12 protein-coding genes and 3 tRNA genes are annotated in these 16,592 nt (G+C 67.6%); 14 read left to right on the plus strand and 1 reads right to left on the minus strand.

What is annotated here, in order from left to right; all coding sequences use genetic code 11:
• Positions 1 to 11: 11 nt before the first annotated feature.
• Positions 12 to 323, minus strand: coding sequence for a YtxH domain-containing protein (locus MTF65_RS08890; RefSeq protein ID WP_243627875.1), 312 nt, complete (start codon positions 321 to 323; stop codon positions 12 to 14).
• A gap of 146 nt (positions 324 to 469) precedes the next feature.
• Here MTF65_RS08890 and MTF65_RS08895 point away from each other — a divergent pair.
• From MTF65_RS08895 to MTF65_RS08960, 14 genes are all read left to right on the plus strand, one after another.
• Positions 470 to 542 (plus strand) — tRNA-Asn (locus MTF65_RS08895).
• A 5-nt stretch (positions 543 to 547) separates the two neighbouring features.
• A tRNA-Asn gene (locus MTF65_RS08900) sits at positions 548 to 620 on the plus strand.
• Positions 621 to 803: 183 nt separating this feature from the next.
• A tRNA-Ile gene (locus MTF65_RS08905) sits at positions 804 to 877 on the plus strand.
• A 230-nt stretch (positions 878 to 1,107) separates the two neighbouring features.
• Positions 1,108 to 1,359, plus strand: a complete 252-nt coding sequence (locus tag MTF65_RS08910) for a hypothetical protein (RefSeq protein WP_243627876.1) — start codon at positions 1,108 to 1,110, stop codon at positions 1,357 to 1,359.
• A gap of 654 nt (positions 1,360 to 2,013) precedes the next feature.
• On the plus strand, positions 2,014 to 3,297 hold the full coding sequence (gene eno / locus MTF65_RS08915) for a phosphopyruvate hydratase (protein WP_243627878.1): 1,284 nt from the start codon (positions 2,014 to 2,016) through the stop codon (positions 3,295 to 3,297).
• A 195-nt stretch (positions 3,298 to 3,492) separates the two neighbouring features.
• A complete protein-coding gene (locus tag MTF65_RS08920) occupies positions 3,493 to 4,755 on the plus strand; it encodes an ATP-grasp domain-containing protein (RefSeq protein ID WP_243627879.1) in 1,263 nt (420 codons plus the stop codon).
• A gap of 43 nt (positions 4,756 to 4,798) precedes the next feature.
• Complete coding sequence (locus tag MTF65_RS08925) at positions 4,799 to 5,800, plus strand: SGNH/GDSL hydrolase family protein (protein WP_243627882.1); 1,002 nt, start codon at positions 4,799 to 4,801, stop codon at positions 5,798 to 5,800.
• Positions 5,801 to 6,005: 205 nt separating this feature from the next.
• Positions 6,006 to 8,087, plus strand: coding sequence for an iron-containing redox enzyme family protein (locus MTF65_RS08930; RefSeq protein ID WP_243627883.1), 2,082 nt, complete (start codon positions 6,006 to 6,008; stop codon positions 8,085 to 8,087).
• Entirely contained in the window at positions 8,087 to 9,925 is a 1,839-nt protein-coding gene (locus MTF65_RS08935; protein ID WP_243627884.1) for a carbamoyltransferase, read from the plus strand. The genes MTF65_RS08930 and MTF65_RS08935 overlap by 1 nt, the downstream gene beginning before the upstream one ends.
• Positions 9,926 to 10,140: 215 nt before the next feature.
• Entirely contained in the window at positions 10,141 to 10,548 is a 408-nt protein-coding gene (locus tag MTF65_RS08940; RefSeq protein WP_243627886.1) for a DUF6917 domain-containing protein, read from the plus strand.
• Positions 10,548 to 11,756: a pyridoxal-phosphate dependent enzyme gene (locus tag MTF65_RS08945; protein ID WP_243627887.1), complete on the plus strand. Its 1,209-nt coding sequence runs from the start codon at positions 10,548 to 10,550 to the stop codon at positions 11,754 to 11,756. Before MTF65_RS08940 ends, MTF65_RS08945 begins: the two co-directional genes overlap by 1 nt.
• A complete protein-coding gene (locus tag MTF65_RS08950; protein ID WP_243627888.1) occupies positions 11,753 to 13,390 on the plus strand; it encodes a thiamine pyrophosphate-binding protein in 1,638 nt (545 codons plus the stop codon). The genes MTF65_RS08945 and MTF65_RS08950 overlap by 4 nt, the downstream gene beginning before the upstream one ends.
• Before the next feature lies 1 nt (position 13,391).
• Positions 13,392 to 14,654, plus strand: coding sequence for an ATP-grasp domain-containing protein (locus MTF65_RS08955; RefSeq protein WP_243627890.1), 1,263 nt, complete (start codon positions 13,392 to 13,394; stop codon positions 14,652 to 14,654).
• A gap of 121 nt (positions 14,655 to 14,775) precedes the next feature.
• The gene (locus MTF65_RS08960; RefSeq protein WP_243627892.1) at positions 14,776 to 16,548 is read left to right on the plus strand and encodes an HAD-IA family hydrolase; all 1,773 of its coding nucleotides are present in this window, start codon (positions 14,776 to 14,778) and stop codon (positions 16,546 to 16,548) included.
• The last annotated feature ends 44 nt before the right edge of the window (positions 16,549 to 16,592 follow it).

Genomic DNA, 16,592 nt, shown 5'->3' on the forward strand with positions numbered 1-16,592 from the left:
CCCCCGGCGCCTCAGGTGTTGCTGGTACCCCAGTCGTCCTCGGCGCCGGCGCCGCCCGCGCCGACCCGGTCCCGCAGCCCCCGTACCCGCTCGGCCAGCGAATCCGGCACCGCCGCGCAGGCCTTCTCGCTCACCACCGCGAAGGCCTTCCCGGCGTAGTGGAGCCCGGTCTGCCCCGCGGACTCGGCGGCGTTCCGCACGGCCGGGTTCTGCGCGACCCCGCGCGCGGACTTCTTCAGCTCCTCGTACCGCTCGCGTCCCGCCCGGGTCCCGAGCACGTACCCGAGGGCCAGTCCGACCGCGAAGACGACCTTGTACCGCATGCCTGTCACCCTTCGTCGTGTGGTGCCCGGCCTGCTTCCGATACCGATTGGCGGAGCACCCCCCTGCTTGCGCTAATCTATGACTCGCAGCGGGCGCTCGCCCCCCGGGAAAGGCCGGAGGTGGGCTGTTCGGTGCACCGCAGCAATCCCCTGTAGCTCAATTGGCAGAGCAGCCGGCTGTTAACCGGCAGGTTACTGGTTCGAGTCCAGTCGGGGGAGCGCAGTCCCCTGTAGCTCAATTGGCAGAGCATTCGGCTGTTAACCGGAGGGTTACTGGTTCGAGTCCAGTCGGGGGAGCGTGGAAGAAGAGGACCCCGGTGGGTCCTCTTCTTTTTTGCCCCCGGACCGGAACCGGGCAGCCCTCAGCGCGGTCTCTCTGAACAGGCGAAGCCGATCATGCGAGGCATCCGAGGCAGGAGATCGTATGAGCGGCTATGCTGCGGCAGACGGCGCGCACACATGTACGCGCCACGCCGTAAAGGGGCGGTAGCTCAGCCGGTTAGAGCAGCGGACTCATAATCCGTCGGCCGTGGGTTCGAGTCCCACCCGCCCCACCCTGGCCCGGGGCCGCAGGAAGGATTCACCTGCGGTCGCGGGCTTACTGCCGTCCACGGTGCACCCCCATTGACCTGGGATTTCTGTCAACGGGGCGCTGCGGGACCACGTGGCCCCATCAAGCGGCTGGAGGCCGCCGAGAGGCTGGCCGCGCGGGGGAGCGGGGCGAGCCCGAGGCGGCGGCTGCGGCACATGCCGCTGCCAAGCGCGCCCGGCGGGCCGCCTTCGAGTGATCACGTACCTCCTCGACACGTCCGCCCTGTGGCACCTCTTCCGTACGCCGGGGGCGTTGCGGCCCCGGGAAGGGCACGTCGCCGCCGAGCTCACCCAGCGCGGGCAACACCGCGCCGCCGGAGCCATCGATCTCCTGGTGTGTGCGACAGCGGTCCATCACGGCCACACGGTGCTCCACGTGGACAACGACTTCGCGACAGTGGCGGCGGTCCTCAAGGAAGCGCAGCGGCGAGCCGTACGCGCCTGACTCCTTGACTCAGCTCTCTCCTCCCAGCGCGGAGAGGGAGCAGTGGGCGTGATGCGGTCCGCGGACGCGGGCGGGCAGTCGGCAAGTGTCGGCACCCGACCTCAACCCGCAGGACCTCGGCGGCCCTTGCGATCCGCGCAGACCGGCTGCGTCGATGAGGGGCGTCGACAACCACATGATTGCCGACGCCGTGCCTGCGCTTCTTACCCGCCCCAGAAAGGGACATGACGTTACGTCACGAACAAGGCGCATGAACCGGACGAATCCGTTTCGTGCAATGCCCCTTCCCCGGAGCGTGTGGTTAGATTGCGCCAGCTCGGCAACTTGGTGCCGTTGCACGGGGGGTGGGGGCAACCTTCAATGTGGAAGGTCGCATTCTGTTCCTATCCAACTGTCTGGACCGACTGTGGGCGCGTGGAGGTACCGGAAGCTGTCCGGACCGGATCCCGTTCGTGATTCGCCGAAATCCTGAACAAAGGGGATGGCGTTTCCTGCGTCCGCAGCGCAGACAGCATGGTCGACGGGATCTCTCGCAGGTTCTGTGCGCAACAGTCAGGTGCAACTCAGCGTGGAGTGCCCACTAGCGCGCCGCGGCAGCAATGCCGTGCGATGACTCATCCAGCATGAAAATGTGGGACACAGCGTAGGAGTGGAATGTCTGAGATTACCGACGTGTTCGCACGCGAAATCGTCGACAGTCGCGGGAATCCGACTGTCGAGGTGGACGTGCGCCTCGCCGACGGCTCCATGGGTAGGGCCGCGGTACCGTCCGGCGCGTCGACAGGCACTCGGGAAGCGGTCGAACTTCGCGACTCCGACCCGGACCGCTTCCGTGGCAAGGGCGTCAGGCGCGCGGTTGCCGCAGTGAATGGCGAGATCGCGCAGGCGGTGAAGGGGCTGCCGGCGGAATCACAGTCCATCATCGATCGACGCATGATCGAACTCGATGGGACGGAGAACAAGGGCCGGCTCGGCGCCAATGCGACGCTGGGTGTGTCGCTGGCGGTTGCGAAGGCCGCGGCTTCGTCGCACGAGATGCCCTTGTACCGGTATGTGGGCGGTACTTTCTCGCATGTCCTGCCGACTCCGATGATCAACATCATCAACGGCGGCGCTCACGCCGACAATGCGCTTGATTTCCAGGAGTTCATGATCGCACCGGTGGGTGCGGACTCAATGGCAGAGGCCGTCCGTATCGGCTCGGAAGTCTTTCACACCCTGCGGGACCTTCTCCGCGACGCCGGACACAACACCAATGTCGGCGATGAGGGCGGTTTCGCGCCCAATCTGGCCACCGCGGACGAGGCGCTCGAGTTCATTGTCAAGGCCATCGACAAGAGCGGCTTCCAGCCCGGCAGCGACGTAGCACTGCTGCTGGACCCTGCCTCCTCCGAGTTCTACCGCGACGGTGCCTACCACTACGCGGGCGAGAACCGTGTCCGGTCGGTGACCGAGCACGCTGATTACCTGGCCGACCTGGCATCCCGGTTCCCGATCGTGTCGATCGAGGACGGTATGGCCCAGGACGACTTCGAGGGCTGGAAGTACCTCACCGACGCCATCGGATCCACGTGCCAGCTGGTCGGTGACGACGTCTTCTGCACCAATGTCCGCCTGCTCCAGGACGGGATTGACCGAGGCATCGCGAACTCGATCCTCGTCAAGGTGAATCAGATCGGCACCCTGACCGAAATGCTGGACACCGCGAACACGGCCTTCCGTGCCGGCTACTCCGTGGTGATGTCGCACCGCTCGGGTGAGACCGAGGACACGACCATCGCCGATCTGGCGGTCGCGATCAACTGCGGTCAGATCAAGACGGGCTCCCTGTCGCGGTCCGACCGGACGGCCAAGTACAACCAATTGATCCGGATCGAAGAAGAGCTGGGATCCGCGTCGGTGTACGGCGGAGTGAAGTTCTTCAACGGCATCAGCTGAACGCAGGGGCCACGCATGCGGTGACCGTCGCACGGGTGTGCCTGTACGCGACCACCGCTCACTTCGAAGACCCGCGAAGAGGCGGCTGCTCCGCTGTGCCTTGATTCATGCCGTCTGAATCGATCGAAACTGCTTGGTCCGCATCACGGGTGAGCGTCCGCTCTTCCTCGTCGTGCACGGTAAAGAATGTAGAAAATGAGCATTCTCGTACTCCACAAGTCCAACGCCAGCCGTCGCGGTCACCTGGCGAGAGCCGCAGAGTATGCGAAGAAAAACGGGGATCGACTTCTGCTTGTCGTGAAGGATCCAACCTGGGAAAAACAGTTTGCTGATGTCGTTGTGTCGGTGGACACTTCGGATGTCGAGGCCACGGTCGCCGCGGTGCGTGAACTGGCGGCCTCTGAGCCGGAACCCATTCGAGCCGTCGCGGCGTTCGTCGGGCACAGCGTGCCGGCTGCGGCTGCGGTGGCTTCTGACCTGGGATTGCCGTTCGTAAGCGAGCACGTGGCGCGCACTGTGCGCGACAAGTATGCGATGCGAGAGGCGTTCGGCTCGGAGAACGTTCCGCAGCCGGCCTACGGTCTGGCTCGGACGGTCGATGAGGCGGTGACGCAGGCCGCGCGCATCGGCTTTCCGCTGGTGCTGAAGCCGCTCATCGACAACGACAGCGGATATTTCCGTCGGGTGGACGACGTCAGTGAACTCACCGAGCATTTCGCGGTGATCCAGCGTGGCGCCTGGTCCGGGATCGCGCACAACCCGCTCTACGCGTGGATGGTGGAGAAGTACGACTCGGCGATCCTGCTGGAGGAGTACCTGCCAGGCGCGGAGGTCAGCGTCGAGTCGATCGTCGTGGACGGTCAGGCCCATGTGGTGGCCATCCACGACAAGCCCCTCCCCATGGAGGGCCCCTACTTCGTCGATGTCCACTACGCGACCCCCAGCCGGCTGCCGGTGGAGGTGCGGGACCGCATCGTCGAGCTCACTGCCGCCTCGCACCGGGCTGTCGGCATCGAGTCGGGCGCCGTTCACACGGAATTCCGGATCCAGAGTGACGGCACACCGAAGATCTTGGAGACGGCGGCGCGCCTCGGCGGCGGACCGATCTACCAGTCGGTTCTGCTGAGCACCGGAGTCGACATGGTCGCAGCGGTGCTGGACGTGGCTTCCGGCCGGAAACCCGATCTCCGTCCCAAGCCCGAACCCACTCCGGCCGGTTTCTACCTGTTCTTCGCGGAAAAGGCCGGGCGGATCAGCGGGATCAGCGGGGTGGAAGAGGCCGGTCTCAAGCCCCACGTGCATGAGCTCTCTCTCTACCGGAAGGTGGGGGACGCTGTCGATGTTCCGCCGCGCGTCTGGCAGTCGCATGGCCATGTGATCTTTACTGCCGACAGTGATGACGGACTCGTCGAGACGTTCGACGAGCTTGTGAAGTCCATCAAGATCGAGATCGAATAATGTTCTCGACGAGGGTCCGGGTGTACTGCCCGAGGAGCTATCTGTGAAAATCAGGAACGAACTGGCGCCGTACCTTGCGGGCTATGAGGAGAAGTTCACAAGCAAGGGCGAGATCCGTTGGCTCCCGCATCTTCTCTTCTTCCATGCGCAATCGCATCGTTCGGACGTGGTGAACACCGACTCGATCGGTTTTCGGTATGCCACGGACGGCGACCGCAGCTATTCGGTGGCCGACCAGGGTGACGCCGAGTCGGTACGGCTTCTGGCCGGCAGTTCCACGGTCTTCGGTATCGGTGCCAGCTCCGACGCCTGGACGCTTCCCTCGCGGCTGAACGCGCACGACGACCGGGGCGGGACCTGGCTCAACTTCGGCGGTCGCAGCTTCAACTCGACGCAGGAGCTGCTCCTGCTCACGCTCTACCGTCACCTGTTGCCGAAGGTGGACGAGATCGTGCTGTTCTCCGGGTTCAACAACCTGAGCCTGGCGCGCATGCCGCAGATGCGAGAAGAAGATCACGGCACCTTCTTCCAGTACGGCATGTACCAGGACATATTCGCGCAGCACGACAGGGCGAAGGCGAAGTCCTCGATGCGCAACCTGCTGCGCAGGGAAAAGGAAGCGCCTGCACCGGCCGCGCCGAGCATCGACGAGCAGATCGCCTACGCCGCCGACCTCACGCTGCGCCACCTGAGCGGGTGGAAGGCCCTGGCCTCCACCTGGGACGCGAAGATCACCTACATTCTTCAGCCGCTGTCGGGCTGGGTGCGCGACAAGGGCAGCAGGGAAGAGGAGCTCATCTTCGACGAGCTTGAGCAGCACGGCGGTTTTGCTGCGATGTACGGCGATATTCTGAGCCGCGAGGTGAATATCGAATACGCGGCGATGCTGGAGCAGGGCGCGAAGGAGATGGGCATCGACTTCGTCAACTTCAGTCCCATCATGGCCGATTCCGCCAAGCCGGATCAGTGGCTGTTCATTGACCGGATCCATCTGACCGACCACGGTCATGATTTTGTTGCCGGCAAGATTCTGGAAAACATCTAACCTGGAGCCCCGCATGTCGTTCATCACATCTCTGATCGACCGGATATTCCGCCGGAAGAAGCGGTCCAAGAAGCCGGACGCGTCCATTTATCCGATGTTCTAGGTTCGGCCGAGCACAGCAAGAGAGCATCAAATGTGGCGTGAGACGTACCGCCGGTGTGTCGACCCAGAGATATTTCTGGGCACCACCGCGATCCAGACACTCATGGCCGAGGTCGCGTCTGTTGATCCTGAGACCGATCCTCCGAACCTGTCCGTCACCCTCGACGAGGTCTCCTCGTGGTCGGACGAACAGGGCAGCGCCTATCGAGAGTTGACAAACTCCGTCGACCGGACCGAGGCGTCGGAAACCCTGGCGCACGCGCTTCTTCGCCAGTCCGGGCCGCTCGCCTCGACCCTCGGGGCCTGGCTGCAGGGCATGAGCGCACCCGGCGTCTTCGAGGACGAGGTCCACCTCAGAATCCTGGCCCTGTTCGCCGACGACATCGGCGTCGGCGGCCCGCGATCGTCGCGCTACGACGCGTTCAAGGTCCTCGCGACGCAGTACGGCCGTCCCGAACTGGCCGTGGACGCCGACGAACTGGCTGCCGAGCGGCCGATCCGGGATCACATGTTCGCGCTGCCCGCGACCTTGTTCGCGATCAGCCGGCGCAGCGACGAGTTCGCGCCGCTGATCGCCGGCATCGACCTGGTGATGCGCTCCGTCGGCATGCTCCCCTGCTGGGAGGCGCTCCGCGCGAGCGAGGGCGCGCCGGCCGAGTGGGCGCGCCTGGATCTGGCGCGGTCCACCGGGGCCACCGACATCTCGGCGCCACTGGACGTCTCGCGTGGCGTGGCCGAGAAGTTCTGCGCGACCGGTGAGGCCGCGCGCCGCCAGGTCGAGCTCGGTGCCGCCTGGACGCTCGACGCCCTGCGGTCGTGGAACGAGCTGCTGCTCGACGAGGCCCGCGCCGCGCTGCATCCTCAGCGCGCGATGGAACAGCTCATCCGGGAGCGTGCCCGGGAAGGGGCCGTCTATCACCAGAACTTCCGGATGGGCGGCGGAGACACGCTTTCCGAGCTGCTGGAGCGTGCGAAGTCCGACCCAGGTCCGCTGCTGAAGGAGCTGGCCGCGACCCGCATGGTCAAGCCGGGCAACGCCGAGCGCAGCTCGCTGGTCAACGGCCTGATCGGGCCGAAGGGTCCGATGTTCCGGGTCTTCTCGGCCGATGACGTCGAGGTGATCTCGAAGTGGATCGACTCCCTGGCCGACTCCGAGCCGCAGCCCGCGCTGCCGCCGGCCGCACGGGTCCCGAGCGCGCCGGCACCCGATGTCCTCGACAAGACGGTCGAGGACGGCGTGGTGCCGGCCGACATCCGCGAGGCCTACTTCGTGCTTCAGGGGCGCGTGCTGGCCCCGGCCACCCGTGACTTCGCCATCCGGTACGTGAATCGCTGGCTGGTCAGGGCGAAGCGGTCGCTGGGCCGCACGGACCGGTCGCTGCCCGAGCAGTGGACGCCCGCCGGGCTGCGGCCCTGGCTGCTGGACATGCACGACAAGCACGGCGTCGAGTTCGAGACCGGCAGGTCCGGCGACATGCCCAGCCGTGAGCAGGTCGTCGACGAGACCCTGCAGCTGGCGCCGCTGACGCTGATCGACGGTTCGTGGTTGCAGGGGTTCACCGACGGGGGGCTCGCCACCAGCCGGTTCGGCTTCCCGCTGTTCGAGACGTACTGGGATGAGCTGGGCAACGGCGACATCGAGCTCAACCATCCCAAGATCTACCGTGATGTGCTGCGCGAGATGGGCATCGAGCTCGCGCCGACCGGCAGCCGGGAGTTCGCCTACGACACCCGGTTCCGTGAGGAGTCGCTGGAGCGGCCGGTCTACTGGCTGTGCCTGGGCAAGCTGCCGCACACCTTCATGCCGGAGATCCTCGGCATGAACCTGGCGATGGAACTCTCCGGCGTCGGCGGCAGCTACCGCACCGCGCGGCGCTTCCTGAAGCACTACGGCTTCTCCACGCACTTCGTCGATCTGCACAACACGATCGACAACGTGTCCACCGGCCACTCGGCCTGGGCCGCCGACGCCATCGACACCCACATGCGCACGGTGTCGAAGCTGTCGACCCCGGCGGAGTTCGCCGCCGAATGGGAGCGGGTGCGCATCGGCTACGAGTCGCTGGCCCCGCTGCCGTCATCCACCATCGCCGACCGGATCGGCGACCGATTCCTTAAAACTCCGTGGAAACCTCGATCGCAAGGCGGGTCGCTGTTCCACCACGCACCGGTGGGGGTGTCCTGATGTCCATGTATACGCTGGGAATTTCGGCTTACTATCACGACAGCGCGGCCGCGTTGGTCCGCGACGGCGTCGTAGTGGCCGCCGCGCAGCAGGAGCGTTTCAGCAGGGTCCGGCACGATTCCGCGTTTCCGACGGACGCTGTCGCGTACTGCCTGGATCACGCCGGCATCTCCCTGGAAGAGCTCGACGCCGTCGTCTACTACGAGGACCCGCGTCTGAAGTACGGGCGTGTGCTGTCCTCGTTCGCCAGCGCCGGCCCGCGCGGGCTGCAGCCGTTCTCGGCCGTACTGCCGGAATGGCTGCGCTGGAAGCGCGACGTCCTGAAGCGCGTGGACGCCGAACTCGTGGCGATGGGGCGTGGCACGGCGCCGCGGGCGGTCGCCTCGCAGCATCACCGCTCGCATGCCGCGTCGGCGTTCTTCCCCTCGCCGTTCGAGAACGCGGCCGTGCTCACGATCGACGGTGTGGGCGAATGGCAGACCACCACGATCTGGCACGGGCGGGGCAACTCCCTGGAACTGGTCAACTCGGTCTCCTTTCCGCATTCGGTGGGAATGCTGTACTCGGCGTTCACCTACTACTGCGGCTTCAAGGTCGACTCCGGCGAGTACAAGCTGATGGGCCTGGCGCCCTACGGGGAGCCGCGGTACGCGGACATCATTCGCCGGGAACTGGTGAACATCCGGCCCGACGGCTCGTTCACGCTGAACATGAAGTACTTCGAGTTCCACCAGGGCAGCCGCATGGTGGGGCGCGCCTTCGAGGAGCTGTTCGGCGCGCCGATCCGGGACGCGGAGAGCGAACTCGAGCAGCGGCACTGCGATCTGGCGGCCTCGGTACAGGTGGTCACCGAGGAGATCGTGCTGGGCCTGGCGCGGGCCGCGGTCGAGCAGACCGGCGAGCGCTCGCTCGTCATGGCCGGCGGCGTCGCCCTGAACTGTGTCGCCAACGGTGTGCTCAGCCGTTCCGGCATCGTCGACGAGCTGTGGATCCAGCCGGCGGCCGGTGACGCGGGCTGCGCGCTGGGCGCCGCACTCGACCACTCGGTCCCGGCGCACGGCCGGCCGCACCTGGCCGACGGCGGTGACGGCATGTCGGGCGCGCTGCTCGGGCCGGGCTTCTCCGACAGCGAGATCGAGAAGTTCCTCGACGAGAACTCCTACGCCTACACCACACTCTCGCAGGAGAAGCTCTACGACGAGGTGGCCGGCCACCTGGCCGACGGCGCCGTGGTGGGCTGGTTCCAGGGACGCATGGAGTTCGGCCCCCGCGCCCTGGGCGCACGGTCGATCATCGGCGACCCGCGCGACCAGTCCATGCAGAAGCGCATGAACCTCAAGATCAAGTTCCGCGAGTCGTTCCGGCCGTTCGCGCCGGCCGTGCTGGCCGAGGACGCCAAGGACTACTTCGGTCTGGTCGGCGACAGCCCGTACATGCTGGTGGTCGCCGAGGTCGCGGACCGGATCAAGACCGAGGCCGCGCTGAAGCCCGGCGGGCCGAGCCGCGGCCTGGGCAGCATCAACGAAGCCCGTTCGGAGCTGCCGGCCATCACGCACGTGGACCTCTCGGCGCGGGTGCAGACCGTCACCGAGCGCGACAACGCCCCGTACGCCCGGCTCCTGAGCGCCTTCAAGGCGGCGACCGGCTGCCCGGTCCTGGTGAACACGTCGTTCAACGTGCGCGGTGAACCCATCGTGCACACCCCCGAGGACGCCTACCGCTGCTTCATGCGCACCGGGATGGACGTGCTCGTCCTCGGCAGCCACGTGCTGCACAAGGACGACCAGCCTCCGTTCGCCGAATCCGTCGACTGGCGCGACGAGATCCCGCTCGACTGACAAGGAATGGTCTCCATGCGTTTTGCAGCATCCGCGGTGTTCGTCGCGGTTTTCGTTCCGATCTCGCTGTACCGGCGGGTGCGGGGGTCGAGCCGTTTCGGTGCGCGCTTCCACCGGGGTTCCTCGGCCTGGGACTTGCCGCGTGCGGTGGATCCGCGCTGACGGCGCTCACTCACGGAATTTTCCCGACAGAACTTTCCGAGAAGCAGGGAATAATGTTTACCAGTAGAGAACCGTTCCGGCTGCGTTGGGCCGCGGTCATGGACCACACACGGCACGACCGTGCCATCGAGCCGTCGAAATGGCAGACGCGGTGCATTCGTGCGGGTGAGGTGCACGAGTTCATCAACGTGGGCCCCAGCCCCCGCTACCCCGTCGACCACGTCGAGTACTACGGTTTCGCCACGTTCGAGACGTCGGGCGTACTCGCGGTCGGCGACGCCCTGGTCAGCGAGGGGCGCACGCTCGGAACCATCAGCGGCTTCGACGAAACCCACATGCCGAACCACTACAACATTCTTGTCGAGGGCACGGAACTCCGAAACGGCCACGCGCTCGGAGCGAAGGCCGGAATGGCCGTCACCACGCGTCCGCGAGAAGACAAGGATTCCGGGGGATCCTGATGTTTGACTACCAGAAGCTTTACGCGAACCACACGCCGGCCGACCGTCCCGTGTTCCTCTGTCTCGACTGCGAGATGGAGACGGACGACAGGACGCACCGATGCCCCTCCTGCAAGGGCGCGATCGAGGTCCTGTACCCGCTCGACCGGGTGGAGATCGGACCGTTCGACTCGAACCCCAACCCGCTGCGGCGCTACAAGGACGTCCTGCCGGTGGCCGACGAGGAGCACCTCACCTGGCTGGGTGAGGGCAACACCCCCTGCACCGACGTGCCCGCGCTCGCCCGCCTGCTGGGCGTCCGCTCGGTGTACATCAAGGACGAGTCGCGCAACCCCACGCGATCGACCAAGGACCGCATCGCGTCGGCCACCTTGAGCCGGTTCAAGGGCCTCGGCGTCCGCGAGTTCGTCATGGCCTCCACGGGCAACAGCTCCATGGCCTACGCGAACTCGATGAGCCTCGTCCAGGGCTTCAAGCTCCACATCTTCGTGGGCGAGCAGTTCGCGTACCGTCTGAACTACGCGGACCACCCCCAGATCGCCACGCACGCCGTCGCCGGCACCTTCGTCGGCGCGGGCGCGATCGCCCAGAAGTTCGCCGAGGACAACGGCTACTTCTGGGAGGGCGGCTTCTTCAACTACGCCCGCCGCGAGGGCCTCAAGACGTCCTACATCGAGGCCTACCAGCAGATGCCGTCGGCTCCGACGCACGTCTTCCAGGCCATCAGCAGCGGCATGGGTCTGCTCGGCGGATACAAGGGCGCCGTGGAGATGAACCGCCTCGGCCTCCTGGAGAACCTCCCGGCGTTCGTCGGCGTGCAGGAGGACAGCTGCGCCCCCATGGTCAGCGCGTGGAACGCGGGCCGCGCCGAGATCGCGGAGGAGGACATCGTCGAGAACCCCGACGGACTGGCCCACGCCATCCAGCGGGGCGACCCGACGAACACCTACCCCTACATGCGCTCGATGTGCCTCAACACGGGTGGCGCCCTGGTGGCCGCGCGGACGCACGACATGCACATGGCCAAGGGTCTGCTGAAGTCGCTCGGCTTCGACGCCTGCTACGCGGCGGCCGCGTGCCTCGCGGGCGCGATGCGCATGGCGCAGGAAGGCGCGCTCAAGGAGGACAGCGACCTGCTCATCATCCTCACCGGCGCGGAGCGTCCCATGCTGCCCACGCCGACGAACATCCTGGCCGTCGCCTCATGACCACTGTCGCGGACGAGATAGCCCGGAGGCTGTCGGAGCGGGGCGTCTCCCAGGTCTTCGGATACCCCGGGGAGACCTCGCTCTCCCTGTACGCGGCCTTCCAGCGGAGCGACTCGCTCACCCACGTCGTGGGCAGGTGTCCCCGGGGAGCGGCCTACGCGGCCGAGGCGTACGCCCGGGTCAGCGGGAGCGTCGCGGTCTGCGACGCTCCCGGCGGAATCGGTTCTCCCTACGCCACCCCGGCCCTCCTGGAGGCGTACAACAGCGGCACGCCGCTGGTACTGATCACCTCGGGGCCGAGCAAGAGCACCCCGCGACCGTGGGCGACGGGACAGGTCGAGCACGCGCGGCTCTTCGACAGTGTCGCGAAGCACGTCTACGTGGTCCGTGAGCAGAAGGGCGCGCTGGGCGTCATCGACGCCGCGCTCGCCCTCGCGGAGCAGCCCCGCCGCGGCCCGGTCGTCGTCGAGATCGCCCCCGACGTCCTGGAGGCCGAGGCGGACCTGGCGCTGCTGGACGAGCCGTCCGCCGCGGCCGGCGCGTCGGCACCCGCGGACACGGCTGCCGCGGCCGGCGGGGAACAGTCGGTCGCGAGGGCCGCCGAGGCGGTCAGGCGAGGTTCGAGGGTCGCCCTGATCGCCGGCGGCGGCTGCCACGCGGCGGGCGCCGCCGAGGCTCTCCGGGAGTTCGTCGACCGGTTCGGCATCCCGGTGTTCACCACGCTCAACGGCAAGGGTGTCCTCTCCGAGGTCGCCGCCGACCTTCCCCGGGTGGTCGGGTCGAAGGGCGACACGCCCGCGAACGAGTACATCAGCGGCTGCGAGGTCGTGCTCTACGCGGGCTCCAAGTTGGGCGACAAGTCGACCAACCAGTACGCGTGGCCGTCGCCCGACCAGTTCCTCGTCCGGATCGACAACGATCCGGAGATCGACGACGCCGACCCGGTCAGCGGGTGCCTGCTGCGCGAGGACATCGGCAGTGGCCTCAAGCTGCTCTCCGACGAGCTGGGGGAGTGGTCCTACAGCGGCCCCCGTCCGTCGGCCACCGCCGGCGACTGGTCGAAGTCCGGCACCGCGTCCCTCGTGGCGACGGTCAACGCGGAGATGTCCGACCGGGACGTCTGCGTCGGTGAGGCCAGCGTCGCGAGCGGCTGGTTCGGCGCGCTGCTGCGCCTCGCACCTCCGCAGCGACTCATCACCCCGCGCGGGACCGGAAGCCTCGGCTACGCGATTCCCGCGTCCATCGGCGCGGCCGTCGCACGCCCCGACGCGACGGTGTGGACCCTGGTGGGGGACGGCGGACTCACCATGTCCATCGGCGAGTTGGAGACCATCGCCCGCCTCGGTCTCAACGTGAAGATCACCGTCCTCGACAACGGCCGGCTCAATCTGATCGACCAGCACGCCATCCACCGTCACGGAGCCGCCGCCGTCAGCCGTGACTTCCACCGGATCGACTGGCCCACCATCTGCGCGGCGATCGGCCTGCCGGTGCTGGCCTGCGACGACCCGGACCGCGACGCGTCGGAGATCGCGTCCTTCTTCTCCCGGCAAGGCCCGGCCGTCCTCGTGCTCGACACGTCGGTCGACGAAGTCTCGCCGGACATGGCAATTGCAATTCGAAAGGTGCACTGAAATGACCCTGATGATCCTGCACACCCGCAACGCGAGCCGCCGCAAGCACCTTGCCAAGGCCGCGGAGACCGCCCACGCGCTGGGGCACCGGGCGATCGTCGTCGTGGAGGAGCCCAGCTGGGAGCACGAGTACGTCGACGCGGTCTACGCCGCGCCCACCGGTGACCTCGAGGCCACCGTCGCCCGGTGCGTGGAGATCGCGAAGGAGGAGTCCGAGCCCATCGCCGGTGTGATCGCGTTCGTCGAGCACAGCGTGCCGGCCGCCGCCGCCGTCGCCGCCGCCCTCGGCCTTCCGTACATCTCCCCCGAAACGGCCGAGAAGAGCCGCGACAAGCTGAGCATGCGCAACGCGTTCGAGACGGTGGGCGTCTCGCAGCCGCGTTTCGCGGTCGCGTCCTCGGTCGAGGAGGCGCAGAAGGCCGCGGAGACGATCAAGTACCCGCTCGTCATGAAGCCGATCATCGGCGGCGGCAGCATGTTCGTCCGCCGGGTCGACACCCCGGAGGAGCTCGCCGAGCACTTCGAGGAGATCCAGAAGGGCGCGTGGGCCGGCTTCGACTACGACCCGCTGTTCTTCCTCAAGTCCCGTTACTCGGAGGGGATCCTCCTTGAGGAGTTCCTCGTCGGCAACGAGATCAGCGTCGAGAGCTACGTGCAGGACGGCGAGACGACGGTCGTCGCCGTGCACGACAAGCCGACCCCGATGGACGGCCCCTTCTTCGAGGAGACCTTCTACGCGACCCCGACCGTGCTGACGGGCGAGACGCTGGAGAAGGTCAAGAAGTTCACGGCGCTGGCGCACCAGGGCCTCGGCATCACCCAGGGCGCCACCCACACCGAGTTCCGGGTCTCGCCGGACGGCGAGCCCTACATCCTGGAGACCGGCGCGCGGCTGGGCGGCGGCCCGGTCTACCAGAGCGTGCTGCTGTCGACCGGCATCGACATGGTCGAGGTCCTCACCAAGGTGTCGCTCGGCGAGAAGGTCGACGTCTTCGTGAACGACGCGAACGCCCGCCACGTCGGCTTCTCGCTGCACTTCGGCGAGAAGCCCGGTGAGCTCGCGGCCGTCGACGGCATCGACGCCCTTGAGGCCGACGAGACCGTCTCCGAGGTCATGATCTACAGCCGGATCGGCGACCTGATCGACGTCCCGCCGCGGGTCTGGCAGGCCCACGGTCACGTGATCTTCACCGCGGCCTCCCGCGCCGATATCATCGAGAAGCAGCGGCAGGTCAACGAGACGCTTCGCTTCCAGGTCCGGTAAGTGCCGTTCTGCTCCCCATCGATCGGCGCAGGAGCACGGGCAGTTCGCGGTGACGTGAATTGCCCGTGCACCGCTGTCCGTCGGGTGAAAGGTTCGTTTGCCGTGGTGGGTGCGGTGACGCATGCGATGTGACGCTCTGTCCCTCGATCTGGACGAGACCCTCATCGACTACTCCGTGAGTTCGCCGCGGGCGCTCGAAGCGATCGGTGGGCGCAGGTCGGATCTGCCGCGGTGGTACGAGGTCTCCGCGCAGGCGGATCGTGACCTGGACCGAGGCCTCCTCCCGGTGGAGGAGTACGAACGCGAAAGGATCCGCCGGTTCCACGACGCGTGCCACGGCCGGAGCCTGTCCGCATCCGAGCTGGACGAACTCGTCGCGAGGCGCCGCGGCGCCGTGCTCGCGTCCGTGCGCCTGTTTCCCGACGCCGTGCGGTTCCTCGACACCGTGGCAGCGCTCGGCATCAGGTGCGTGGCCGTCTCCAACTCGTTCGCGGCGCTGCGCGAGGACATCGTCCGGCACCTCGATCTGGCGAAGTACTTCTCGCACATCACGTACTGCGGGGACGGCGTGCACCGCAAGCCCGCGATGGAGGCTTTCTCCGGCGGGCTCGCGGCGCTCGGCGGAGCGGAAGCCGTCGTGCACATCGGTGACGAGTACGAAGCCGACGTCATCGGCGCCGGCAACGCCGGGCTCCAGGGCGTGCACGTCAACCGGTCCGGTGGCGGCTGCGCGCACGCCGGAGCCTGCGTCGCCTCCCTCGACGTCTCACTGGAACGCCACGCGCACGGGGTCCTCTTGCGGTTCGGTCCGGGGCTGAGCCTGACCGTCGACGAGCGGAACCTGACATACAACCAGCTGCCTTCCGGCACCGTCATCACACCTTCGCAAGGAGTCCCCGCCATGAGTTCCGCCCCTGCCGACGCCGTCTACCGTGGCGGTGACCCCATAGCCGAGATCGTCCGCTCCGGCTTCACGGAGAGCTTCCACCGCGGCTCCGTCGCGGTGACCGACTCCGCGGGCACCCTGATCGCCCGGGTCGGCGACGCGGTCTCCCCGGTCTTCCCCCGCTCGGCCATCAAGCCGGTGCTCGCCGTCGCGATGCTGCGCGCCGGCTGGAAGCCCGCCGGCGACGCCGAGCTGGCCGTCGCGGCGGCCAGCCACCGGGGCGAGCCGGCGCACGTGGAGCGGGTCGAGAAGGTCCTGTCCGACGCGGGCCTGGACGGCGACGCCCTGCGGTGCCCGCCGGACTTCCCCATGGACCCGGCCGCCGCCCGTGCGATCGTCGCGGCCGGCGGCGAGGCCCGGCGCGTGTACATGACCTGCTCGGGCAAGCACGCGGCGATGCTCGCGACCTGCGTCGCCAACGGCTGGGACACCGCTACCTACTTGGAGCTCGACCACCCGCTGCAGAAGCTGGCCGCGTCGGTGATCGAGGAGCTGACCGGCGAGACGGTCGCGGCAACCGGCGTCGACGGTTGCGGCGTGCCGATCTTCGCGGTGGGCCTGACCGGCCTGGCGCGCGCGATGTCCCGCCTCGTGGAGGCCCTCGAGGGCACCGAGGAGCGTGCGGTGGCCGACGCCATGCGCGCCCACCCCCACCTCGTCGAAGGCACCGACCAGACGGACGTGCGGGCGATGCAGGCCGTCCCCGGCCTGCTGGCCAAGTTCGGGGCCGAGGGCCTGCACCTGCTGGCCGCGCCGGGAGCCGGGGCCGTGGCGGTGAAGGTCGACGACGGCATGAACCGCGCGTCCATGCCGGTGGCCCTGGACGCGTTCATCACGCGCGGCCACCTGACGGTGCCTGAATCCGCCAAGGAGGCAGTGGAGAAGCTGGTCCGTCCGGAGATCTGGGGCGGCGGCCGGGTGGTCGGCCACATCCGCACGCTGCTGTAGCGGGTCACCCGCGCGTGCCACCGGCCGATCGGGTTAAATGGCGA

This window comes from Streptomyces sp. APSN-46.1, assembly GCF_022815725.1.
GTDB lineage: Bacteria > Actinomycetota > Actinomycetes > Streptomycetales > Streptomycetaceae > Streptomyces.